19 protein-coding genes are annotated in these 23,702 nt (G+C 67.2%); 16 read left to right on the forward strand and 3 right to left on the reverse strand.

The window, feature by feature from the left end:
• Positions 1–95 precede the first annotated feature (95 nt).
• Positions 96–407, reverse strand: a complete 312-nt coding sequence (locus tag CSW60_RS13385) for a hypothetical protein (protein WP_066686217.1) — start codon at positions 405–407, stop codon at positions 96–98.
• Between the two features lie 345 nt (positions 408–752).
• Between CSW60_RS13385 and CSW60_RS13390 the strand changes: the two genes are divergently transcribed.
• From CSW60_RS13390 to CSW60_RS13450, 13 genes are all read left to right on the forward strand, one after another.
• Positions 753–2,726, forward strand: a complete 1,974-nt coding sequence (locus tag CSW60_RS13390; protein WP_099537854.1) for a methyl-accepting chemotaxis protein — start codon at positions 753–755, stop codon at positions 2,724–2,726.
• A complete protein-coding gene (locus CSW60_RS13395) occupies positions 2,726–3,010 on the forward strand; it encodes an STAS domain-containing protein (protein ID WP_099537855.1) in 285 nt (94 codons plus the stop codon). The genes CSW60_RS13390 and CSW60_RS13395 overlap by 1 nt, the downstream gene beginning before the upstream one ends.
• Positions 3,007–3,372 (forward strand): response regulator, encoded by a 366-nt coding sequence (locus CSW60_RS13400; protein WP_013080817.1) that lies wholly within the window; start codon positions 3,007–3,009, stop codon positions 3,370–3,372. The genes CSW60_RS13395 and CSW60_RS13400 overlap by 4 nt, the downstream gene beginning before the upstream one ends.
• Positions 3,373–3,439: 67 nt before the next feature.
• Positions 3,440–5,767 carry a chemotaxis protein CheA gene (locus tag CSW60_RS13405; RefSeq protein ID WP_099537856.1) on the forward strand — a complete coding sequence of 776 codons (2,328 nt, stop codon included), beginning with the start codon at positions 3,440–3,442 and terminating at the stop codon, positions 5,765–5,767.
• 3 nt (positions 5,768–5,770) lie between these two features.
• Positions 5,771–6,238 carry a chemotaxis protein CheW gene (locus tag CSW60_RS13410; RefSeq protein ID WP_099537857.1) on the forward strand — a complete coding sequence of 156 codons (468 nt, stop codon included), beginning with the start codon at positions 5,771–5,773 and terminating at the stop codon, positions 6,236–6,238.
• The gene (locus tag CSW60_RS13415; RefSeq protein ID WP_099537858.1) at positions 6,238–7,110 is read left to right on the forward strand and encodes a protein-glutamate O-methyltransferase CheR; all 873 of its coding nucleotides are present in this window, start codon (positions 6,238–6,240) and stop codon (positions 7,108–7,110) included. The genes CSW60_RS13410 and CSW60_RS13415 overlap by 1 nt, the downstream gene beginning before the upstream one ends.
• Positions 7,110–8,138, forward strand: a complete 1,029-nt coding sequence (locus tag CSW60_RS13420) for a chemotaxis response regulator protein-glutamate methylesterase (protein WP_099537859.1) — start codon at positions 7,110–7,112, stop codon at positions 8,136–8,138. Before CSW60_RS13415 ends, CSW60_RS13420 begins: the two co-directional genes overlap by 1 nt.
• A gap of 4 nt (positions 8,139–8,142) precedes the next feature.
• The gene (locus CSW60_RS13425) at positions 8,143–8,532 is read left to right on the forward strand and encodes a response regulator (protein ID WP_007675655.1); all 390 of its coding nucleotides are present in this window, start codon (positions 8,143–8,145) and stop codon (positions 8,530–8,532) included.
• On the forward strand, positions 8,529–9,098 hold the full coding sequence (locus CSW60_RS13430; RefSeq protein ID WP_066683076.1) for a chemotaxis protein CheD: 570 nt from the start codon (positions 8,529–8,531) through the stop codon (positions 9,096–9,098). Before CSW60_RS13425 ends, CSW60_RS13430 begins: the two co-directional genes overlap by 4 nt.
• A 4-nt stretch (positions 9,099–9,102) precedes the next feature.
• Positions 9,103–9,483, forward strand: a complete 381-nt coding sequence (locus tag CSW60_RS13435) for a chemotaxis protein CheU (RefSeq protein WP_099537860.1) — start codon at positions 9,103–9,105, stop codon at positions 9,481–9,483.
• Between the two features lie 5 nt (positions 9,484–9,488).
• Positions 9,489–10,091: a response regulator gene (locus tag CSW60_RS13440; protein ID WP_099537861.1), complete on the forward strand. Its 603-nt coding sequence runs from the start codon at positions 9,489–9,491 to the stop codon at positions 10,089–10,091.
• Positions 10,088–10,558, forward strand: coding sequence for a chemotaxis protein CheE (locus CSW60_RS13445; RefSeq protein ID WP_099537862.1), 471 nt, complete (start codon positions 10,088–10,090; stop codon positions 10,556–10,558). The genes CSW60_RS13440 and CSW60_RS13445 overlap by 4 nt, the downstream gene beginning before the upstream one ends.
• 265 nt (positions 10,559–10,823) lie before the next feature.
• On the forward strand, positions 10,824–13,847 hold the full coding sequence (locus tag CSW60_RS13450) for a TonB-dependent receptor (RefSeq protein WP_099537863.1): 3,024 nt from the start codon (positions 10,824–10,826) through the stop codon (positions 13,845–13,847).
• Between the two features lie 90 nt (positions 13,848–13,937).
• Here CSW60_RS13450 and nagA read toward each other — a convergent pair whose 3' ends face one another.
• Positions 13,938–15,068, reverse strand: a complete 1,131-nt coding sequence (gene nagA / locus CSW60_RS13455) for an N-acetylglucosamine-6-phosphate deacetylase (protein WP_099537864.1) — start codon at positions 15,066–15,068, stop codon at positions 13,938–13,940.
• Complete coding sequence (locus tag CSW60_RS13460; protein WP_099537865.1) at positions 15,068–15,811, reverse strand: GntR family transcriptional regulator; 744 nt, start codon at positions 15,809–15,811, stop codon at positions 15,068–15,070. Before CSW60_RS13460 ends, nagA begins: the two co-directional genes overlap by 1 nt.
• 254 nt (positions 15,812–16,065) lie before the next feature.
• Between CSW60_RS13460 and CSW60_RS13465 the strand changes: the two genes are divergently transcribed.
• The 3 genes from CSW60_RS13465 (at position 16,066) to ptsP (ending at position 23,698) form a co-directional block, all read left to right on the forward strand.
• Complete coding sequence (locus CSW60_RS13465; protein WP_099537866.1) at positions 16,066–18,732, forward strand: TonB-dependent receptor; 2,667 nt, start codon at positions 16,066–16,068, stop codon at positions 18,730–18,732.
• A gap of 142 nt (positions 18,733–18,874) precedes the next feature.
• The gene (locus CSW60_RS13470; protein ID WP_099537867.1) at positions 18,875–21,154 is read left to right on the forward strand and encodes a beta-N-acetylhexosaminidase; all 2,280 of its coding nucleotides are present in this window, start codon (positions 18,875–18,877) and stop codon (positions 21,152–21,154) included.
• Between the two features lie 21 nt (positions 21,155–21,175).
• Positions 21,176–23,698, forward strand: a complete 2,523-nt coding sequence (ptsP, locus tag CSW60_RS13475; RefSeq protein ID WP_099537868.1) for a phosphoenolpyruvate--protein phosphotransferase — start codon at positions 21,176–21,178, stop codon at positions 23,696–23,698.
• The last annotated feature ends 4 nt before the right edge of the window (positions 23,699–23,702 follow it).

The following is a 23,702-nucleotide window of genomic DNA, read 5'->3' on the forward strand; positions in this document are numbered from 1 at the left end:
GCAATAAGACGCCCTCGCCGAGCGATCGGCGAGGGCGTTCTGATTTCCAGCTTGGTGGCGAGGACTTGAGTATCTGCTCGCCAACTCGGCGACGCTTACGCGCCGCCCGGGAAGCGGAAAGGAACCTTCACGGTGCCGGTCTTGGCGCCCATCGGCAGCTTTTCAGCGATGCACATGGCGGCCTTGTCGAAACCCTTGCCGGCGGCGCTGTTGTCGACGACCTTGCAGTCCGACAGCTTGCCGTCGGCGGCGTTGCATTCCAGCATCACTTGGGCGGCGTCGCGGGTGTTCGCGAACTGCTGCAGGCAACGGCCCATCTGGTCTTCGAAACCACCTGCGGCCGAAGCGGCCTGGGCGACGAAAAAGCTGCCGGCGATTCCCGCGGCAATAGCGATCGGATATTTCATCCCGCTGCTCCTAGTAGTGTTTCTACGTCCTGTGGACGATGCGCCAACTGGACGCAGGAGCAGACTCTCAGAAGGCAGTTAATATATTCTAAGTCTCATAAGAATATTCGAGATTTACTTCCAGGTAACCATGGCGGTCGAGGGGCTGAGAGCCTTTGCTAGTTGGGATACTCCTTAGAATCCCGCTCGCGGACGCTGCGACCAAACGCCCATTTCGAGGCTTTCGGGCGTATTTATCTCGAATTCCTTTTAACCAAGTCAGAGTCTGTTAGGACTCTATCTGGATTATCTCCCTTCAGTTTGGCGACCCGTGGGCACGGGGACGCTGGTTGGAGGGGACCTACGATGAAACGCCTTCGTCTCGTCGATCTGCCGTTGATCATTAAGATCGGCTTCGCGCCGGCTTTCGCGCTGCTCATGCTGGCCCTGATGGCCGGCGGAGCCATCATTGTTCAGAAGAGCCAGTCGGCTGCGCTGAAGCAGGTCGTCGAAAGCGACATGCGCCAGAACATGGAGATCCAGAAGATCTCCAAGCGCATCTCGAACATCAACGGCGAGCTCTACACCGTGTTGACCCACAAGGCGGGCAACATCGACGTGGCCAAGAACGACGCCCGCATGGCGGCGATCCTGACCGAGACGGACGCGGTCAAGAAAGAGCTCATGTCTCTGAAGGCCAAGCTGCCGGCCGCCGAACAGCCTAAGATCAACGAGCTGATCAAGTCGCTCGACGAGTGCCACAGCGCCATCGACACGGTCAGCGGCATGATCGGCGTCGACTTCAACATGGCTGTCGGCTTCATCGCTCCGTTCGAAGAACAGTACGCCAAGATGACGGGCATCCTCGACCAGGTGGTCGCCGCGGCCAATACGCGCGTCGCCAACGAGACCGCCAAGCGTCAGGCCGAAGCCACCGCCGCGATGAGCGTCACCATCATCCTGTCGCTGGTCACCCTGGCCGCCGTCGGCGCCCTGGCGTTCCTGACCGTGATGACGACCCGCAAGTCGATCAACGACATCGCCGGCGCCACCGACAAGCTCTCTAAGGGCGACAACAGCATCGATCTGGAAAAGATGACGCGCGGCGACGAACTGGGCGCCATCGTGTCGGCCCTGAAGGTCTTCCGCGACAACCAGCTGCACCTCGAGCAGCTGCGCGCCGAGCAGGAGAAGTCGGCCGCCCTGACCGCGGACGAGCGCCGCGCCAAGGAAGCCGCCGCCGCCGCCGCCGCCCAGGAAAGCGCGCTGGTGGTCACCAGCCTGGCCGAGGGCCTGGAGAAGCTGGCCTCGGGCGACCTGACCTTCCGCGTCAGCGCCGATTTCCCCGGCGACTATCGCAAGCTGAAGGACGACTTCAACGCCGCCATGGGCTCGCTGCAGGAGACGATGAAGGTCATCGCCGCCTCGACCGACGGCCTGCGCACCGGCGCCGACGAGATCGCCCATGCGTCCGACGACCTGTCGCGCCGCACCGAACAACAGGCCGCCAGCCTGGAAGAAACCGCCGCCGCTCTGGACCAGCTGACCGCGACTGTTCGTCGCACAGCCTCGGGCGCGCGCCAGGCTTCGGACGTTGTCTCAACCACCCGTGGCGAAGCGACGCATTCCGGCCAGGTTGTGCATCAGGCAGTCTCCGCCATGGGGGAGATCGAGAAGAGCTCGGGCCAGATCAGCCAGATCATCGGCGTGATCGACGAGATCGCCTTCCAGACCAACCTTCTGGCCCTGAACGCCGGCGTCGAAGCGGCGCGGGCGGGCGAGGCGGGTCGCGGCTTCGCCGTCGTGGCTCAGGAAGTTCGTGCTCTGGCCCAACGTTCGGCCGAGGCCGCCAAGGAGATCAAGACCCTGATTTCCTCGTCGACCCAGCAGGTCAGCCAAGGCGTCAGCCTGGTCGGCCAGACCGGCGAAGCGCTGCAGCGTATCGTGGCGAAGGTTGGTGAGATCGACGCCCTGGTCACCGAGATCGCGGCCTCCGCCGCGGAGCAGGCGACCGGTCTGAACGAAGTGAACACGGCCGTGAACCAGATGGACCAAGTCACTCAGCAGAACGCCGCCATGGTCGAGCAGTCGACCGCCGCGACGCACTCGCTGAAGGGCGAGACCGCCGAGCTGGTTCGCCTGATGGCCCGCTTCCAAGTGGGCGCGGCCGCCTCGTCCTATTCGCGTCCGGCCCCCGCCGACGCGACTCAGCACGCTCCGGCGCGCAACCCGGTGGCCGAGCAGCAGGCCCGTCTGAACACCTTCGCCCGTCCGGGCCGGAGCAGCGGTTCGGCGGCGGTCGCTCAAGCCCCCGTCACGGAAGGTTGGGAGGAATTCTAATGGCCGCCATTGCGCTGCCTGAAAATCTGGACCTGAAGGCCGCTGCGCCGCTGAAGGCCGCGCTCCTGGCGCGCCGCGGCGCGCCGATCGAGATCGAGGCCGACCAGGTGCGCCGCTTCGGCGGTCTGTGCCTGCAGGTCCTCCTGGCGGCCCGCAAGGCCTGGGACCGCGACGGTCAACCCTTTTCCATCAAGGGGCCTTCCGAGGCCTTCGTAGAAACCACCCGTCTGTTCGGCGCCGAAAAGGCGCTCCTGTCGGCGGAATTCCAAGGAGCTGAATCGTGACGCAGACGGTTCTTACGGTCGATGACTCCCGCACCATGAGGGACATGCTTCGCATGGCTTTGGCCGGGGCGGGCTTCAACGTGGTCGAGGCCGTCGACGGCGAGCACGGGCTCGAGGTCCTCTCGGCCCACCGTCCGGACGTGATCATCACGGACATCAATATGCCCAAGCTGGACGGCTTCGGCTTCATCGAGGCGGTGCGCGTCGACGACGACTATCGCGCCATCCCGATCCTGGTCCTGACCACGGAAAGCGACCCGGCCAAGAAGCAGCGGGCCCGCGAGGCCGGCGCCACGGGCTGGATCGTGAAGCCCTTCAATCCCGAAAAGCTGGTCGACGCCATTCGCCGCGTCGCCGCCTGATCGGGCGAGTACTCCGCCGCTTTGATTTGACTACCCGTTGCTAGACGCGAATTAGGACGTACGGGAAATGGACGAGCTAGAGGCCATCAAGGTCACTTTCTTCCAGGAATGCGAGGAGCTCCTCGCCGACCTCGAAGGCGGTCTCCTGGCCATGCAGGAAGGGTCCGGCGACCTCGAGACGGTCAACGCCGTGTTCCGCGCCGTCCACTCGATCAAGGGCGGCGCCGGCGCCTTCGGCCTTGAGCCGCTGGTGCGCTTCGCCCACGTGTTCGAGACGCTGCTGGACGCCGTGCGCTCCGGCGCCGTGCCCAGCACGATCGAGCTGGCCGCCGTCCTGCTGCGCGCCTCCGACATCCTGGCCGACCACGTCAGCGCCGCGCGCGGCCTGGGCGATGTCGACATGGCCGCCTCGGCCGCCATGGCGACCGAGCTGGAGCATTGGACCGACCCGAACGCCAGCCCCGCGCCCGCCGCCGCGCCGGTCGCCGAGGCGCCCGCCGCCGAAGCGTCTGTCGAAGCCGCCGCCGCTCCCGTCGCCGCCGCGCCCGCGGACGACGACTCCATGGACGACGACGACCTCGGCTTCGTCTTCGTGCCCCAGACCATCACGGTCGAGGCCCAGGCGGCCGACGCCGAACTGGCGCCCGAGAACGTCTGGACGGTGTCGATCCGTCCGAAGTCGGACCTGTATCGCAAGGCCAACGAGACGGCTCTGCTGCTGCGTGAGCTGAGCCGCCTTGGCCCGATCAAGGCCACCCTGGACGATCGCCACCTTCCCGAGCTGGACGAGCTGGACCCCGAAGCGGCCTACGTCACCTGGAACGTCCGCGTCGAGACCGACGAAGACGAGACCGCGATCCGCGAAGTCTTCGAATTCGTGGACGGCGACTGCGATCTTGACATCATCCGCGGCGAGGCCACGGTCGAGCAGCTCGCCGCGCTGATCAGCGCCACCGAGCCTTCGGCCGCCGAGGTTCAAACCCCGCCGCCGGCGCCTGAGCCCGTCGTGGCTGAAGAGCCCGCGCCGGCGTCCGTCGAAGCCAAGCCCGCTGAAGCGCCCGCGCCGGCTCCCGCGCCCGCTCCGGTCGCCGAGGCTCCGAAGGCCCCCGCACCCGCGGCGCCGGCCGCGCCCGCCGCCGCGCCGGCCAAGGCCGCCCAGGTCGAAGTGCCCGGTCCCGGCCAATCGGTCATCCGCGTCGATCCCGAGCGGATCGACCGCCTGATCGACCTCGTCGGCGAGCTGGTCATCAACCAAGCCATGCTGGCGCAACGCGTCGGCGAATACGGCATCGCCCCGTCCTCCAACCTGGCCATGGGCCTCGACGAGCTGGAACAGCTGACGCGCGAGATCCAGGACAGCGTCATGGCCATCCGCGCCCAGCCGGTGAAGTCGGTGTTCCAGCGCATGCCGCGTCTGGTCCGCGAAGTCGCCAACATGACGGGCAAGCAGGCCCGTCTGGTGATGGACGGTGAGAACACCGAAGTCGACAAGACGGTCATCGAGCGTCTGGCCGAACCGATCACCCACATGCTGCGCAACGCCATCGACCACGGGCTGGAAAGCCCCGATGAGCGCAAGGCGGCCGGCAAGAACCCCGAGGGCATGGTCCGCCTGGCCGCGCTGCACCGCAGCGGCCGGATCGTCATCGAGGTCTCGGACGACGGCAAAGGCATCAACCGCGAACGCGTCTTCTCGATCGCCGTCAAGAAGGGCCTGATCGCGCCCGACCTGCAGCTGACCGACGAAGAAATCGACAACCTGATCTTCCTCCCGGGCTTCTCGACCGCCGACAAGATCTCGGACGTGTCGGGCCGCGGGGTCGGCATGGACGTGGTCAAGCGCTCGGTTCAGGCCCTGGGCGGTCGGATTTCGATCACCTCGCGCCCGGGTCAGGGCTCGACCTTCACGCTCAGCCTGCCGCTGACCCTGGCCGTCCTGGACGGCATGGTGGTCGACGTCGCTGGCGAGACCCTGGTCGTGCCGCTGGCCGCCATCGTCGAGAGCCTGCGTCCGAAGCCGGAAGAGGTTCGTCCGCTGGGCCCGGTCGGCTCGGTGCTGGCCGTCCGCGACAGCTTCGTGCCGCTGATCGACGTCGGCCTGACGCTCGGCTACCGCGACGAGAGCCCGCCGCCGACGGACGGCGTCGTGCTGCTGGTCGAGGGCGAGGACGGCTCGCGCGCGGCCCTGGTCGCCGACGCCATCCACGGCCAGCGCCAGGTGGTCATCAAGTCGCTCGAGCAGAACTACCAGCAGGTCGAGGGCGTCGCCGCCGCGACCATCCTGGGCGACGGCCGCGTGGCCCTGATCCTCGATGTCGACGCCACGATCAATCTGCGTCGCCGCGAAGGCGGCGCGCCCCGTCCCACCGAACCCACCCTCATCGCCGCGGAGTAAGTCATGGACGAACATGCCACCGCCATCGGCGCTGATCGCCGTGAACTCATCTCGTTCCGCGTGGGCGACCAGGAGTACTGCGTCGACATCATGGCCGTCCGCGAAATCCGCGGCTGGAGCCCGGCGACCACCCTTCCGCAGTCGCCCGGCTACATGCGCGGCGTGATCAACCTGCGCGGCGCCGTCCTGCCGATCATGGACCTGGCTTGCCGCCTGGGCATGCCGGTTCTGGAGCCGACCGTCCGCAGCGTCTTCATCGTGGTCAAGGCGGGCGATCGCACCGTCGGCCTGCTGGTCGATGCGGTGTCCGATATCCTCTCGGTCAACGACGACATGATCCAACCGACGCCCGACGTGGCCTGCGACGCGGTTCGCAGCTTCGTGCGCGGCATTATCTCCATCGAGGGGCGGATGATCAGCGAAATCTCGCTGGACCGCATCCTGCCGGAACGGGAGGCGATGGCCGCCTAATGACCGCCGCAGCCCTCACCGAGCGAGACGCCATCGTCGATGGCGAGTTCGCCTTCACCAACCAGGACTTCAAGCGCATCGCCGCGCTGCTGTACGATCTGGCGGGCATCAGCCTGCCCGACAGCAAGGCGACGCTGGTCTACTCCCGCCTGGCCAAGCGCCTGCGCGCCCTGGGTCTGCGCTCGTTCGCCGACTACTGCGCCTTCGTGGCCAGCGACAAGGGCGTGGACGAGAGCCAAGAGATGCTCCGGGCGCTGACCACCAACGTCACGCGTTTCTTCCGCGAGCCGCACCATTTCGAGGACCTTCGCGTCAACGTGCTGGAGCCGGTCGCCGATCAGGTGCGCGCGGGTCGCCGCCTGCGCCTGTGGTCGGCCGCCTGCTCCTCGGGGCAGGAGCCGTACTCGATGGCCTTCACCGTGCTGTCGGTGTGGCCGAACGCCGCCGACCTGGACATCCGGATCCTGGGCACGGACATCGACACCAACGTGTTGGCGACCGGCCGCGCCGCCGTCTACGACGAGGCGCTGCTGGAAGGCATTCCCGCCGCGACCCGCAGCCAGTTCTTCGAACGCGATGCGAACGATCGTCGCGCCTGGCGCGTCTGCGAGGCCGCCCGCAGCCTCGTGGCTTTCCGGGAACTAAATCTCAACGGTCCGTCGTGGCCTATGAAAGGTCCGTTCGACGCCATCTTCTGTCGGAATGTCGTGATCTACTTCGATGAACCTACCCAGGAACGCGTCTGGAGCCGCTTCGCGCCGCTCGTCGCCCCTGGCGGCCGACTCTATGTCGGCCACTCCGAGCGCGTTGGCGCTTCCGTGACCGCGTTCGAAAGCTGCGGTCTAACCGCCTACAGAAAGGTGGGCCGCTAATGGCTAAGATCCGCGTACTCGTCGTCGATGACTCCGCCACGATGCGGAGCCTGATTTCCGCCGCCCTGAACCGCGATCCCGAGATCGAGGTCGTCGGCGGCGCGGGCGACCCCTTCGAAGCCCGGGGCATGATCAAGGCCCTGAACCCCGACGTCGTCACCCTCGACATCGAGATGCCGAACATGAACGGCATCGAGTTCCTCGAGAAGATCATGCGCCTGCGGCCGATGCCGGTGGTCATGGTCTCGACCCTGACCCAGGCCGGCGCGGAAATGACGCTGCGGGCCCTGGAACTGGGCGCGGTGGATTGCGTGGGCAAGCCGGCCGATGCGACCGGCACCCAGGAGGCGCTGGCCGAGATCGTGACCAAGGTGAAGACCGCGGCGCGCGCCTCGGTCCGCACCAAGGCCGACGCGGCGCCGGCCCGGGCGCCCCGCAAGGACTACATGCCCTCGGGCGACCTGGTCGCGATCGGCTCGTCGACCGGCGGCGTCGAGGCCTTGCTGTCGATCGTTCAGCAATTCCCCGACACCTGCCCGCCCACGGTGATCACCCAGCACATGCCGGCGACCTTCACCGCCAGCTTCGCCGCGCGCCTGGATCGCGCCAGCGGGGCCAAGGTGGCGGAAGCCTCGGACGGCGCGGTGCTGGAGCCTGGCAAGGTCTATGTCGCGCCCGGCGGCGCCACGCACCTCGAAGTCGTGCGCTCGGCCGGTCTGCGCTGCCGCCTGATCCAGGGCGACCCGGTCAGCGGTCACCGCCCGTCGGTGGACGTGCTGTTCAACTCGGTCGCCCAGACTTTGGGCGACAAGGCCGTCGGCGTCATCCTGACCGGCATGGGCCGCGACGGCGCTCAGGGGCTGCTGGCGATGCGCAAGGCGGGAGCCCGGACGCTCGGCCAGGACGAGTCCAGCTGCGTCGTCTACGGCATGCCCAGAGCCGCCTACGAACTTGGCGCGGTGGAGAAGCAGGTTTCCCTGTCCTCCATGGGCCAGTCCATTCTCGATCTGGCCTCGGCGAGGCGCTGAACCCATGCCACAAGCAAGCACCATCTCCGTTCTCGTCGTCGACGACCAGCTGACCATGCGGGCCCTGATCCGCAATGCTCTGCAGCAGATCGGCTTCAAGGACATCCGTGAAGCGCCCGATGGCGAGGAGGCTCTGAAGAACCTCCTGGCCAAGCCGGCGAACCTTGTCATCTCGGACTTCAACATGCCGAAGATGGACGGTCTGGCGTTGCTCCGCGCGGTGCGCTCGCACCCGCCGATCCGCCAGACGGCCTTCGTCATGCTGACCGGTCGCGCGGACCGTGAACTGGTCCAGCGCGCGGTGCAGTTCGGCGTCAACAACTATTGCGTCAAGCCGTTCACCGTCCAGGGACTGCGCGACAAGATCGAACAGGTGTTCGGACAGCTGACATGACGCATCACAACCCTCCCGAAGACACCGAGCGCGCGATCAAGGTGCACGTCACGCAGGGCGAAAGCCACGTGACGACCGATCCCAACGTGGTGATGACCACGGTGCTGGGATCGTGCATCGCCGCCTGCATCCGCGATCCGCAGTCGGGCGTCGGCGGCATGAACCACTTCCTGCTTCCCGACGCCGGCGACGGCCGCGGGACCGGCGGGGACGCGGTTCGCTACGGCGCCTACGCCATGGAACTGCTCATCAACGAACTGCTGAAGAAGGGCGCCCGCCGCGAGCGGCTGGAAGCCAAGATCTTCGGCGGCGCCAAGCTGTTCGACGGCCTCTCGGACGTCGGCGCCAGCAACTCCGCGTTCGCCGAGCGCTTCCTGCGCGACGAAGGCATTCCGATCGTCTCGTCCAGCACGGGCGGCGTGTCGGCTCGCCGGGTCGAGTTCTGGCCGGCCTCGGGCCGCGTGCGCCAGCGCCTGGTCGCCGTCGACAACGCGCCGCAGGATGTCCGTCGTCCCGCTCCCGTCCCGATGCCCGCCGCCTCCAGCGGCGACGTGGATCTGTTCTGATCGTATGCAACCTTCGCCGCTGCCTTCGCCGACGACTGACACGACCGAGCATCTGCCGGTCAGTGAACTGTCGCGGCGTCTGGCGGTGGAGTTGGCCTCCGCCGCGGCGATCTGCCGGGACTGTGAGCATCTGGCCGGCGATCTCGCCAATGGCGGCGCCACGGTCGAGAACCTGGCCCGTCTGCAAGCTCTCGACGAGCTGAGCCAAAGGCTGCATGGCCTGTCGGAAGTTCTCGAACGGATCGGCCATCACGCCTCGGGCGAATGGAGCATGTCGATCACGCCCGTCCTCAACGGTCTTGGCCTGGCCGACATGGCCCAGCGTCTGCGCGCCGAGGAGCAGACCCAAGAGCGTCCGGTCGCCGGCGAACTCGACTTTTTCTAGCGCCGATGAGCGACGCGCTTCTCCCCTCGACGCGGATCAATCTCGAGCGGGCGACGGTGCTCGTACTGGATGATAACGGTCCCTCGTTGGACATTTTGTCGCAGGTGGTCTCAGGCTTCGGCGTCAAGCAGTTGCTACGCGCCGAAAGTGTCGCCGACGCCCAGAGCCTGGTCCGCACCAAGACCTTCGACCTGATCATCAGCGACGTGCAGATGCCGACCACGGACGGCATCGAATTCATCCAGTGGCTCCGCCGCGAAGGCGGCGAGACCAATCGCTACATCCCCGTCATCCTGGTCACCGGCCACACCCGCACCTCGCAGATCTTCAAGGTCCGCGACGCCGGCGCCAACTTCATGGTGGCCAAGCCGATCACCCCCAAGGTGCTGCTGGAGCGCATCTTCTGGGTGGCCCGCGAGGATCGCGCCTTTATTGAATGCGACACCTATGTCGGACCCGATCGGCGCTTCAAGCACGAGGGGCCGCCGCCGGGGACGGATGGGCGGCGCAAGGACGACCTTCCGCCGGAGGTGGGCGAGGCGCAGACGCCCAACATGTCCGACGACGAAATCGCAAACCTGATGCGCCCAGCCAAGGTGCAGATATGAAAGTCCGCAAGTTCCGCCCCACCAACCGCCTGACCGCGCTGATCAAGGAGCGCGGCGGCATCATGGCCAAGGACGCCATCGCCGCCGCCGAGGCCGGCGTGGAAAGTCTGCGCGAGTCGTCGATGGCGGCGCTGGACGAGGCCATCGCCGAGATCGAGCGCCGGTTCGGCAAGGATGCGCCCGAGCGCGCGTCCGAGGTCTACGAGAGCCTCTACGTCCTGGGGTCGAGGATCATCGACGTCAGCGCCTTCGTGTCGGACGCCGGGATCGACAAGGCGGCCGTGTCGCTTTGCACGCTCGTCGATAGTTGCGAAGACGCCGGCCATTGGCGCTGGGACGCGATCGACGTGCATATCGACGCTCTGCGCCTGTTGCGGGCCCATGGCGCCCTGCTGCCCGCCGATCAGCGCGAGGCCATGCTGCAAGGCCTGTATCAGGTCAGCAATTACCGCCCCGACGAGGCGTAAACCCCCGCCTTAATAACGGCGCTATGTGTCGGAAACGCAACGGCGCGCCGAGTTCTGGAACGCGCGGCCACATTGCGGCCTTGTAGCGCGACCTCCGCTTTGTTAGCAGTGTGATACCGGTGTCAAAAAACGCAAACAGCGTCTGACACCGGTGACAAAAATGAAGACTTACCGGCTGGGGCTCGTTTCGCGAGGGAAGGTCGCGAAGCGGATCAAAGGCCAGACAGGGGCGCAAGCGCCTATGGTCGACACGGGAGGAGGCTATATGTCCAAGAATTTCACAGCGCGGTCGCGCGCTCTGCAGTACGGCGTCTCGGGCGGCGCTCTTGCGTTGACCTTGATGATGGCGGGCGGCGCGATGGCGCAGACCGCCGGCGCTCAAGCGGCTCCCGCGCCGGCCACCGACGAGGTCGAGGCCGTTGTCGTCACCGGCTTCCGCGCCTCGCTAGCTAACGCCCTGGACGTCAAGCGTCGTGAGAACGACCTTGTCGACGTCATCAAGGCTCAGGACATCGCCGATTTCCCCGACCTGAACCTGGCGGAATCGCTGCAGCGCGTGCCGGGCGTGTCGATCGACCGTGACGGCGGCGAAGGCCGCAGCATCACCGTCCGGGGCCTGGGTCCCGACTTCACCGTCGTGCGCCTGAACGGCCTGGAAGCTTTGGCCACCACCGGCGGCAAGGACAGCTCGGGCGGCGCCAACCGCGGCCGCCAGTTCGACTTCTCGATCTTCGCCTCGGAACTGTTCAACAGCGTCACCGTGCGCAAGTCGACCTCGGCCATGAACGAGGAAGGCTCGCTGGGCGCGATCGTCGACCTGCAGGCGGCCCGTCCGTTCGACTTCAGCAAGTTCGCGATGAGCGCCAGCGCCAAGGCCGGCTGGAACGACCTGTCGCGCAAGAGCGACCCGCGCTTCACCTTCCTGGTCAGCAACCGCTGGGACACGGGCATCGGCGAAGTCGGCGCCCTGCTGTCGGTCGCCTACGCGACCCGCAAGCAGCGTGAGGAAGGCTCCTCGACCGGTCGCTGGGAAAACCCGTCGGTCCAGTTCAACTCGGCGACCGCCTTCCCCTGCTCGGGCGCGGCCTACAACCCCGTCAGCGGTCCGGCGCTGGGCTGCGCCCAGATCGGCACCGTCACGGGCGGCACTGCGCCGACCGTCACGGCCGCCGCCGGCACCGCCAACAACCTGTGGCACCCGCGCATCCCGCGCTACGGCCGCCTGGACTATGATCAAAAGCGTCTCGGCGTGACCGGCTCGCTGCAATGGCGCCCGACCGATCGCTCGACCCTGACCCTCGACGCGATGCTGGCCAAGTTCACCAACAACCGCGACGAGACCTATCTCGAAATCATCTCGTTCAGCCGCAGCGGCGCGGGCGTGCCCCAGACCGACGTCGTCAACTTCACGGCCGACAGCAAGGGCAACCTGATCAAGGGCACGTTCGACGACGTCGACGCCCGGGTCGAGTATCGCCACGACGACCTGAAGACCGAGTTCAATCAACTCTCGCTGACCTACGACACCAAGTTCGGCGAAGCCGGCCACCTGAACATCGTCTACGGCCAGTCGCGCTCGATCCAGAACAACCCGGTCCAGACGACCTTCTCGTTCGATCGCTACGACAGCGACAACTACAGCTACGACTACTCGCAGGATAAGCGCCTGCCGAGCTTCAACTACGGCTTCGATCCGACGAACCCGGCCAACTATACCTACAGCGCCAGCAACGCCCTGGGCGACGCCTCGCTGCTGCGTCTGCGTCCCAGCAAGGCGGTCAACACTTTCAAGACCATCCGCGCCGACGTCGACTATCAGATCCTGGACGGCTTCAAGCTGCGCTACGGCGGCAACTACAAGAAGTACGGCTTCAGCTCCTGGGAGAAGCGCCTGTTCTCGCGTAACCTGGCGAGCACCGGCACGACCTTCACCTCCGAGGCGGGCTTCCCGCTGCCGGCCGGCACGACCATCGCCGATGTCTCGCGCGTGATCACCGGCTTTGGCCGCGGCCTGGACCTGCCGGCGGGCGTGCCGACATCGTGGCTGGCGCCCGACCTGGAAAAGCTGAAGGCCAAGCTGGGCTACGACTGTAACTGCATCAACGCCAACGGCGACTTCCGCCTGAGCGTCCTGAACCAGCTGGGCGCTCTGCGTGAGATCACCGAGAAGGACACCGCGCTCTATATCCAGGGCGACTTCGACTACGACATCTTCAACATCCCCGTGCGCGGCAATCTCGGCGTGCGCTATGTGAAGACCGTCCAGGACGCGCTGGGTCACTACAATACCGGCAGCGTGACGACGCCGGTGACCACGCCGTTCGGCACGATCTCGACCTCGGTCCCCACGGACGGCGTCCAGGTCACCTCGCGCGAGTACCACAACACCCTGCCGTCGCTGAACGTGTCGGCCCAGCCGTTCGAAAACTTCTTCGTCCGCTTCGCCGCCGCCAAGGTGATGACGCGTCCGCAGCTGCAGAACCTGACGCCGGGCTTCACCTCGATCAGCCAGTCCAACCAGACCCTGACGCGCGGCAATCCCGACCTGAACCCGATGCTGTCCAACAACCTGGACCTGAGCTTCGAATGGTATCCGGATAAGGAAACCCTGTTCTCGATCGGCGTGTTCGAGAAGGACATCAAGTCCTACATCCAGACCTCGGCGGTCGCCATTCCGTGGGCCGAGACCGGCCTGTCGGACAGCCTGCTCAGCAACGGCAACACCGCCAACACCCTGTTCACGGTCACGACCCAGATCAACACCCCCGGCGGCAAGCTGAAGGGCTACGAGATCTCGCTGCAGCGTCCGTTCACCTTCCTGCCGGCGCCGTTCAACCACTTCGGCGGCATCGTGAACTACACGCACGTCGAGAGCGACATCCAGTACGTGATCAAGAACCCGACCTATGCGGGGACGCCGCGGGTTCAGACGGCTCCGGCCGTGCTGATCACTCAGCCGCTGGTGAACCTGTCGCCGGAAGCCTACAACGCCACGCTCTATTACGAGCAAGGTCCGTTCAAGGCCCGCGTCTCGGCCTCGTACCGCGACCCGTACCTGATCCAGGTGGCGCCGTCGGCGACCAACAACAACGACGTTCGGATCAAGGAAAAGACCCTGAACATCGACACCCAGGTCAGCTACAACTTCGGCAACTTCACCGTCACCCTGGAAGGCATCAACCTGACCGACCAGGAAGACAGCAAGCTGGTCGACTCGACCCGCATGAACTCCGAAGAGTACGTGCACTACGGTCGCCAGTACTATCTGGGCCTGAAGTGGAAGTTCTAAGCTTCCACGGCTCGCAGAGCTGAAACGCGAAGGGCGCTGACCGCGAGGTCAGCGCCCTTTTCGTTTGTCCTGAGGTGAAGGCGGTCAGGCCTAGCGGCCGTCGATCCAGGTTTTCGCGACATTGAGATCGTCGTCTAGCAGGCAGAAGTCGGCGGCGAGGCCGGGGGCGATGGCGCCGCGCTGATGGGCCAGGCCCAGGAACGCGGCGGGGGCGGCCGAGGCCATCATCACCGCCTGCTCCAGCGACAGGCCCAGCATGGCGACCGCGTTGCGGACGGCGGCGGCCATGTCGAGGTCCGAGCCCGCCAGGGTGCCGTTATCGTCGACGCAGACCCCGTCACGGACGGTGATCTGGCGACCTTGGAGGCTGAAGCGCTTATCGGCCATGCCCACGGTCGGCATGGCGTCGGTGACCAGCATGAAGCGGTCCAGCGGGCGCGCGCGCAGGGCGATCTTCAAGGTGACCGGATCGACGTGGCGTCCATCGACGATGATGCCGGCGACGACCGTCTGATCTTCCAGCACCGCGCCGACGACGCCAGGCTCGCGGCTGGTCAGGGGCGACATGGCGTTGAAGAGGTGGGTGACGCCGGTCAGGCCATGGTCGATGGCCTGGCGCATGGTCTCGTAGCGGGCGTTGGTGTGGCCAGCCGCGACGATGACCCCGGCCTTGGAGAGGCGCGCGATGACCTCGGGCGTGGTCCGCTCCGGCGCCAGGGTCAGCAGCAGCTTGCCGCGCTTCAGCGACGAGAGCAGGGCGATCGCCGCCTCGTCGAGGATCCGGAACTTGGCCTCGTCGTGGATCCCCTTGCGCTTGGGGTTCAGGAACGGGCCTTCGATGTGGACGCCCAGCACGCCGGGAACGCCCTGCTCAATGGCCTCTTCGGTGGCGCGCAGGGCCTTGTCGACCACGTCGAGATCGTCGCTGATCAGGGTCGGCAGGAAGCCGGTCGTGCCATAGGTCCGGTGGGCCGCGCCGATGGCGGCGATGGTCTCGACGGTCGGGGCGTCGTTGAACAGCACCCCGCCGCCGCCATTGACCTGCGTATCGATATAGCCGGGGACCAGCAGGCCGCCGGCCAGGTCCTGGCGCTCGGCCCCGGCGGGGACCTGCGCCATCGGAACCACGGCGGCGACCTTGCCGCCCTCGACGAGGACGGCCTGGCCGTCGACAAGACCGGCCGGCGTCAGGACGCGGCCATGGACGAAGGCGATCGGCATCAGCTCAGGGCGTTCAGCTCGGCCACGAAGTCATAGGCGTCGCCGCGATAATAGGACTGCGTGACCTCGACCGCGCGTCCGTCCTTCAGGAAGCCGCGCCGCTCGATCAGCAGGCCCGCGTCCTTGGGCGGCACGCCCAGCAGGTCGGCCTGCTCGGCGGCGAACAGCACCGCCCGAAGCCGCTGCAGGGCGCGCACCGGCCGGTGGCCCGTGGCCTCCAGCGCCTCGTAGAGCGACACCCCGACCGCATCCACCGACGGCAAGGCGAAGGCGGCGATCGTGGTGTACTCGACCGCCATCGGCGATCCGTCGGCGTAGCGGATCCGCGCGAAGCGGTAGACCGGCGTCCCCGGCGACAGACCCAGGGTCAGGGACTCCTCGGGCGTCACCTGACCTTCGCTGCGGCTGATCCATTCGCTGCGCGGCACGCGCCCGCGCGAGATCATGTCCTCGGTGAAGGACGACAGCTTGGAGAAGCTCTTCTCGACCCGCGCGGCGACGAAGGTGCCAGCGCCCTGGCGGCGCGTCAGCAGGCCCTCGCTGACCAGGCCGTCCAGCGCCTTGCGCACGGTGATCCGAGAGATCTTGAACTCGTCGGCGAGGTCCCGTTCCGCCGGCAGAGCGTCGTCGGGTCCCAGCACCTTCTTGTGGATCGCCTCGCGCAGCGCGCGCTGCAGCTGCTTGTAGAGCGGGGCGTGGTCGCCGGCGGCGCCGAGCCCGCCGATCCTTTCCGCGAATGTCATCGCCCAGCCCTCCCAGCGCAATCCAACGGCGCCTGTCGTCTATATCGATATCTTATGACCATTTTCATACCAATCACAACCTGGTCCGCAATTGGTTTCTTTTTGGCCTTGTCATCCGCAAAATTTCCGTCACAGTTCTCTCCCGAGGCCTGAGAAGTACCCATTTCTGCGGATCCTCCCAGAAAATTGGTACCAGATTGGGCTTGGGGTTCGGCTCCGGGTCCAAGGCCCGGCATAATGGGGAGAAGCCGAGTATGAAACGTTTCCACAAGTCCGTCCTGGCCGCGTCCGTGAGCGCGATGGCGATCGCGTCCGCCGCGCCGGCCCTCGCGCAAGACAGCAACGCCGTCGAGCAGGTGGTTGTCACCGGCATCCGCGCTTCGCTGCTGCAGTCCATCGAATCCAAGCGTCGCGCTAGCGCCATCATCGACGTCGTCACCGCCGAGGACGTGGGCAAGTTCCCGAGCAGCAATGTCGCCGAAGCGCTGACGATCGTGCCGGGCGTGACCGTGGATCGCGCCTTCGGTCAAGGCGAGAAGGTCAGCATCCTGGGCACTGACCCAGCGCTGAACCGCACTTTGCTGAACGGCCAGACCGTCGCCTCCGCTGACTGGTTCATTCTCGACTCCCCCGGCCGCACCTTCAACTACGCCCTGCTGGCCCCGCAGATCGTCGGCAAGGTCGACGTCTACAAGTCGCCCGAGGCGCGCATCGACGAAGGCAGCATCGGCGGCACCGTCATCGTCAACACCCGCAAGCCCCTGGACCTCAAGTCTGGCCTGATCGCTGGCGCGGTGAGCTATCTTTATAACGACCGCTCCAAGAAGGGCGACGCTCAAGGCTCGTTGCTGGTCAGCTGGAAGAACGCCGACCAGACCTTCGGCGCCAGCTTCTCGGTCCAACGCGCCGAGGACCAGCTGCGCCGCGACGGCGTCGAGAGCTACGGCACGATCGCCGCCAACCAGTGGGCCGGCGGCAACCCCGACAATCCTGTCGACTCGCGCACCAAGGGCTGCACCGGGACCTGCGCCAGCACCCTGACCTCGAACCTGACGGCCCGCAGCCCGAACGCGTTCGGCGCGTCATACTTCGAGCAGGACCGCACGCGCACCACCTACACCACGGCGCTGCAGTGGAAGCCGACCGACCAGCTGTCGTTCGAGTTCAACTGGCTGAAGATCAAGGCCGACTACGACAACACCAACCAGTCGATGTACGCCTTCCAAGGCAACACCTGGAACAGCCTGGGCGCCCTGACCGGCATCAGCGTCAACAACGGCGTGGTGACCAAGGCCTCGTTCGCCAACGCCCTGTCGGTGCTGGACGTCCAGTACCGCGAGGCCGAGCTGAACTCCGACACCTACCACCTGAAGGGCGGCTACAAGGGCGACGGCTGGGACCTGTCGGGCGAGATCGGCAAGTCGACCGCCGACGGCGGCACCAAGCGCCAGGTGTTCCTCGAGTTCCTGAACTGGGCCAACTACACCGTCGACATCAGCGGCGCGCCCAAGAGCGCCGGCAGCCTGACCTACACCACCAACGTGATGGGCAATCCGGCCGCTTTCGCGACGGATCCGGGCTGGAGCGGCAACCTCGTCTCCAAGCCGACCTCGGACGAGGAGAAGTACGCCCAGATCGATCTCGGCAAGGACTTTGACGGCGTCATCCAGCGCGTCCAGGTCGGCTACAAGCGGCGTGAGCACGAGACCGGCCAGCAATATGCCGGCATCGCCATCACCGGCGTCGCCGCGCCGGCGTCGCTGTTCAGCCCCAGCGAAGTCCCCAGCAACTATCTGAAGGGCTTTGACGGCGTCGGCGACCAGATGAAGAACCGCTTCCGGATCAGCGGTCCGTCGATGGTCTCGTACGTCGAGAGCGGCAAGTGGCTGGCGGCCGGCGCGTCGCTGCCGCAACCGTCCATTTTCGCCGCCGCCGAGTTCACGGCCGGCAACTGGAACATCCAGGAAGACATCGACGCCGCCTACGCCCAGGCCAACTTCAAGGCCGACAACATCCGCGGCAACTTCGGCGTCCGCTACGTGAAGACCTCGGTGAACAGCGCCGGCTACGTCTGCAAGCCGGGCGCGCCCTGCAACAAGGCCGCCGACTGGACCTGGCAGGTCACCAAGAAGAGCTACGACAACGTCCTGCCCAGCGTGAACATCATCGTCGATGCGCGCGAGGACCTCGTCTTCCGCTTCGCCGCGGCCCAGGTGATCGCGAGACCCAACTACGCCGACATGACCAACTATTTCTGGCTGTCTGACGGCATCCTGACCGGCGGCGGCGGCAATCCGGCGCTGGAGCCCTACAAGTCGAGCAACTTCAACGCCTCGGCCGAGTGGTACTTCCAGCCCCAGGCCATCCTATCGGCCGAGGTGTTCTACAAGGACATCTCCAACTACATCCTGCAGCGGACCCAGCCGGAGTCGTACTTCAACCAGTCGCAGGGTAAGGTCACGACCTACCAGATCAGCCGGCCGTTCAACGCGGGCTCGGCCGAGGTCAAGGGCCTGGCGGTCGCCTACCAGCAGACCTTCGGCTACGGCTTTGGCCTGCTGGCCAACTACACCTATGCCGACGCCAAGGGGCAGGACGACGCGCCGCTGCCCTATAGCTCCAAGAACCAGGTCAATGTCAGCCCCTTCTACGAGAACGGTCCGTTCTCGGCGCGGGCGACCTTCACCTGGCGCTCAAAGTACTTCACCGGCGTCGATCGCGGCGACAACATGTTCGTTCGCGCCTCCAAGACGCTGGACGTGACGGCCGGCTACGCGGTGACCAAGAACATCACCGCCTCGGTCTCGGCGCAGAACCTGCTGGACAGCGAGTACTACGCCTACGCCAACACCACGGCCCTGCCGCGCGGCGTCTACCGCACGGGCCGCAAGCTGCAGGCCACGTTGAACGTGAGCTTCTAGCGCGCTGGGGCGGAGGCTCGGTCGTCCCGAGCTTCCGTCCAGGCGCATTGATCCGATCCCCTCCTGACTGCAAGCATGGAGATTGGGCGGGATAGCTTGCTGTCCCGCCCGCTTTTTGCCGCCTGAGTTTCCGCGAGGCTGCGTGACCCTGACCCCGCTCCGCATGATCGTTGCTTCGGCTCTCGTCCTGGCCGCCGCTGTCGCCACGCCGGCGGCCGCCGCCGACCTGACTCTCACGCCTGCGCCGGCCAAGGCGGTCCGGGCGGAGGGCGCCTTTAAGCTTTCCGCCGCCACCCGCATCCACGTCGCCAAGAGCGACATCGAGGCCCGGGGCGTCGCCGTCCAGCTCGCCGACTTGATCCGTCGTTCGCGCGGCTTCCGGCCCATCGTCGTCGAGGGGCCATCCGTGGGCGGAGAGAGCGCCATCGTCCTAACGCGCGAAGGCCCCGCTGGCGAAGCCTACAAGCTCAACATCACGCCGACAGGCGTGACCATCGCCGCCGCCCAGCGCGCGGGGCTCTTCTACGGCGCCATGTCGCTCTGGCAGCTCGCGACGCCGGATGACGCCAAGGGTCCGGTCGCCATCCCCGCCGCCACGATCGAGGACGCCCCGCGCTTCGCCTGGCGCGGCCTGATGGTCGACAGCGCCCGCCATTACCAGTCGATCGCGACGCTGAAGGCCACGCTCGACGCCATGGCCGCGCACAAGCTCAACACCTTCCATTGGCACCTGGTCGACGACCAGGGCTGGCGGCTGGAGATCAAGAAGTATCCGAAGCTGACGCAGGTCGGCGCCTGGCGGAACGATCCCGGCGCGGCGCGCGCCGATCCGAAGTACGGCGGCTTCTACACCCAGGAGCAGGTCCGCGACCTCGTCGCCTACGCCGCCGCTCGCAACATCACCATCGTCCCCGAGATCGAGACGCCCGGTCACGCCCTGGCGCCGATCGTGGCCTATCCGGAGTTGGGCTCGGCGCCGCCCGATGCGTCGAAGATGGGCGACTGGGGCGTCTTCCCCTGGCTTTACAACACCGATGACGCCACCTTCGCCTTCCTCGACGACGTGCTGAACGAGGTCATGGACCTCTTCCCCTCGACCTTCATCCACGTCGGCGGCGACGAGGCGATCAAGGACCAGTGGAAGGCCAGCCCCAAGGTCCAGGCCAAGATCCGCGAGCTGGGCCTCAAGGACGAGCACGAGCTGCAGAGCTGGTTCATCCAGCGCGTAGGAAAGACCCTGGAAAAGCGCGGTCGTCGCCTGATCGGCTGGGACGAGATCCTCGAAGGCGGCCTGGCGCCCAACGCCACGGTGATGTCCTGGCGCGGAATCGACGGGGCGATCGCGGCGGCAAAGGCGGGCCACGACACCGTGCTGTCGCCGCATCCGACCCTCTATCTCGACAACCGCCAGAGCGCCTCGCCCGACGAGCCGACGGGCCGCGGCAAGGTGGTTAGCCTGAAGGACGTCTATGCGTTCGACCCGGCGCCCGCCCAGCTCACCGAAGACCAGCGCCGGCACATCCTCGGCGTCCAGGCCAATGTCTGGACCGAGCACATGCAGACCGACGCGCGGATGCAGGCCATGGCCTTCCCGCGCGCCGTGGCCTTGGCCGAGCGCGGCTGGTCGCCCGAGGGCGCGGCCGATTGGGACGACTTCGCCCGCCGCCTGCCGGCCGACATGGCGCGGTTGAAGGTGTTGGGCGTCGTCGCCAACACCGTGCCGTTCGAGCCGCAACCGAAGGCCTCGGAAGGCGAGGGCGGCAAGACCCGCTTGGCGCTGTCCACGGGCCTCGGGATCGGCCAAGTCCGTTACACGCTCGACGGCAAGACGCCGACGGCTTCGTCGCCCGTCTATGCCGACGCGCTCGACTTGCCGAATGGCGCGACGGTGAAGGCCCGGACCTTCCTGGACGGCCAGGCCCTGGGCCGCGAACGGGCCTGGACGATCACGCCGACCCTGCTGAACACCCGTGTCAGCGCCCAATTGAAGCTGTGCACCGACAAGGTGCCGCTGACGATGATCGACGACGCGCCGCGCGCCTTCGACCAGCGGGCGATGATGTTCGTCGACATCCTCAATCCCTGCTGGATCTGGGAGGGGGCTGACCTCACCAAGGGCGCGATCCTCGGCGTCCGCGCCAGTCAGATCCCGTTCAACTTCCAGGTCGGCGCCGAACGCGATCGCATCCCATCGCGGCCGCCGGCCACCCCCGGCGGCGAGCTGGAGGTGCGCGCCGGCTGCGCCGGAGAGCGCATCGCCGCCATCCCGCTGGGCGATGCGTCGAAAAATCCGGGCCTATCCACGATCACCGGCCGCTTGCCGCCGCGAGCGGCTAAGGTCGATCTGTGCCTGAGCTTCACGGCCAAGAGCGTCGACCCCTTCTGGGCGATCGATCGCGTGACCCTGACGCCCGCGAACTAGTCTTCGGAAGAGCCCAAGCCTGTGTCCAACCTTGTTCTCGCATCGCCCCTGAGCGGCTGGATCGCGTCGTTGTCGGAGGTTCCGGACGCGGTGTTCGCGGGGCGGATGCTGGGTGACGGGGTGGCGATCGACCCGCTGGGCGGGGAGTTGGTTGCGCCGTGCGACGGGGTGGTGATCTCGGCGCATCGGGCGGGTCACGCGGTGACCCTGCGCTCGGAGGCGGGCGCCGAGATCCTGATGCACGTGGGGCTGGAGACGGTGGCGCTGGGCGGCGAGGGCTTCGAGGCTTGCGTGCGCGAGGGCCAGGCGGTGAAGGCCGGCGATCCGCTGATCCGCTTTGACCTGGACCTGCTGGCCCAGAAGGCCAAGAGCCTGATCACCCCGGTGGTCATCACCAATCCCGAAGCCTTCGAGATCGTGCGCCGCGATCAGGATGTAGCCGTGGAGGCCGGCGGGTTCCTGATGGAGCTACGTCCAGTGGCCGGTGCGGCGACCTCGGCCGCCTCGAACACGTCCAAAGAGATCGCCCGCGCGGTGACCGTGCCCTTGATGCACGGGATCCACGCGCGACCAGCGGCGAGGATCGCCGAGCTGGCCAAGACCTTTACCGCCGAGACGGCGCTGGCCGTGGGCGAGCGCCGTTCCAGCGCCAAGAGCCCGGTGGGGCTGATGGCCCTGGCCGCGCGCCACGGCGACGCGATACAGGTGCTGGCCTCCGGCGCGGACGCCCAGGTTGCCGTGGCGGCCATCGCCGCGCTGATCGAGAGCGGCATGGGCGAGGGGGCGCCGGTCTTGGCCAAGAGCGCCACGGCGCCGGTTGCTGTCGCTGAGCCGGAAGCCCTGACCCCGGCCGCCCTGCCGGCCGACGGGGGGCTGAAGGGCGTCTTGGCCGCGCCGGGCCTGGCGATCGGCAAGGCCGTGCGCCTGGCCTCCAGCGACATCGCCGTGCGCGAGGACGGGCAGGGCGTGGCTTCGGAAGAGACGGCTCTGACGGCCGCCCTGGACAAGGTCCGCGCCCGCCTGGAAGCCAACGCGTCCAAGGGCGACAAGGCCCGAAAGGCGATCCTAACCGCGCACCTGGCCTTCCTCGACGACCCGGAACTGCTGGCCCAGGCCAAGGGCCTGATCGCGCAAGGCAAGAGCGCCGGCTTTGGCTGGCGATCGGCGGTGCGCGGCTATGTCGAGGCGCTGCGGGCCTTAGGGGATCGCCGCATGGCCGAGCGGGTCGACGACCTGATCGACCTGGAACGCCAGGTGCTCAAGGCGCTCAATGGTGAAGACGACGAGGCCGCGGTCCTGCCGCCGGGCTCCATCCTGCTGGCCGACGAGCTTTTGCCCTCGCAGCTGATGGGCGCCGATCCTGGCGTCATCGCCGGCTTCGCCACCGCCCGGGGCGGGCCGACCTCGCACGTGGCGATCCTGGCCGCGGCCATGGGCATACCGGCCCTGGTGGCGCTGGGCGGCGCGGCGCTCAGCATCGCCGACGGAACCGCCCTGATCCTCGACGCCGACGGCGGCTCCTTGCGCGTGGCCCCCGACGCTCCGGCCCTGGAAGCGGCCCAGACCCATCTGGCCCGGCGTCAGGCGGCCAAGGCCGCCGCCAAGGCCGCCGCCCATGAGCCGGCGGTGACGAAGGACGGGACCCGCATCGAGGTCTTCGCCAACACCGGCGCGGTCAAGGACGCCTTGGCGGCGATCGAGAACGGGGCGGAGGGCTGCGGCCTGCTGCGCACCGAGTTCCTGTTCCTCGACCGCCAGACCCCGCCCGACGAGGACGAACAGGCCCGCCAGTACCAAGCCATCGCCGACGCCTTGCAAGGCCGGCCGCTGATCGTGCGCACGCTGGATGTCGGCGGCGACAAGGCCGCCCCCTACCTGCCGATCCCGGCCGAGGAGAACCCGGCGCTGGGCCTGCGCGGCGTGCGCGTCAGCCTGTGGCGGCCGCATCTGCTCAAGACCCAGCTGCGCGCCATCCTGCGGGTCCAACCCCAAGGTCAATGCAAGATCATGGTCCCGATGGTCGCCAGCCTCGATGAACTGCGCGCCGTGCGCGCGGTGCTGGAGGAGGCCAAGCGCGAGCTCAAGGTCACCGCCAACGTCGAGCTCGGCGTGATGATCGAGACTCCGGCCGCGGCCGTGACCGCCGACCTGATCGCCGCCGAGGCCGACTTCCTCTCCGTCGGCACCAATGATCTCACCCAATACGTCCTGGCCATGGACCGGGGTAATCCGGAGCTGGCCGCCCGGATCGACGCCCTGCACCCGGCGGTGCTGCGGATGATCGCCCAGACCTGCCAGGGCGCGAAGGCCCACGGCCGCTGGGTCGGGGTCTGCGGCGGCCTGGCCTCGGATCTGGCGGCCACGCCGATCCTCTTGGGGTTGGGGGTTACCGAGCTCTCGGCCACAGCCGCCATCGTGCCGGAGGTCAAGGCTCGCGTCCGCGCCCTCGACATCGCCGCCTGCCAGGACCTCGCCCGCCAAGCCCTGGCCCAGACCTCGCCCGAGGCCGTGCGCGGCCTTGTCCAATCAACGCTCGGAGTCTGATCCC

The organism is Caulobacter sp. X (genome assembly GCF_002742635.1).
Taxonomy (GTDB): domain Bacteria; phylum Pseudomonadota; class Alphaproteobacteria; order Caulobacterales; family Caulobacteraceae; genus Caulobacter.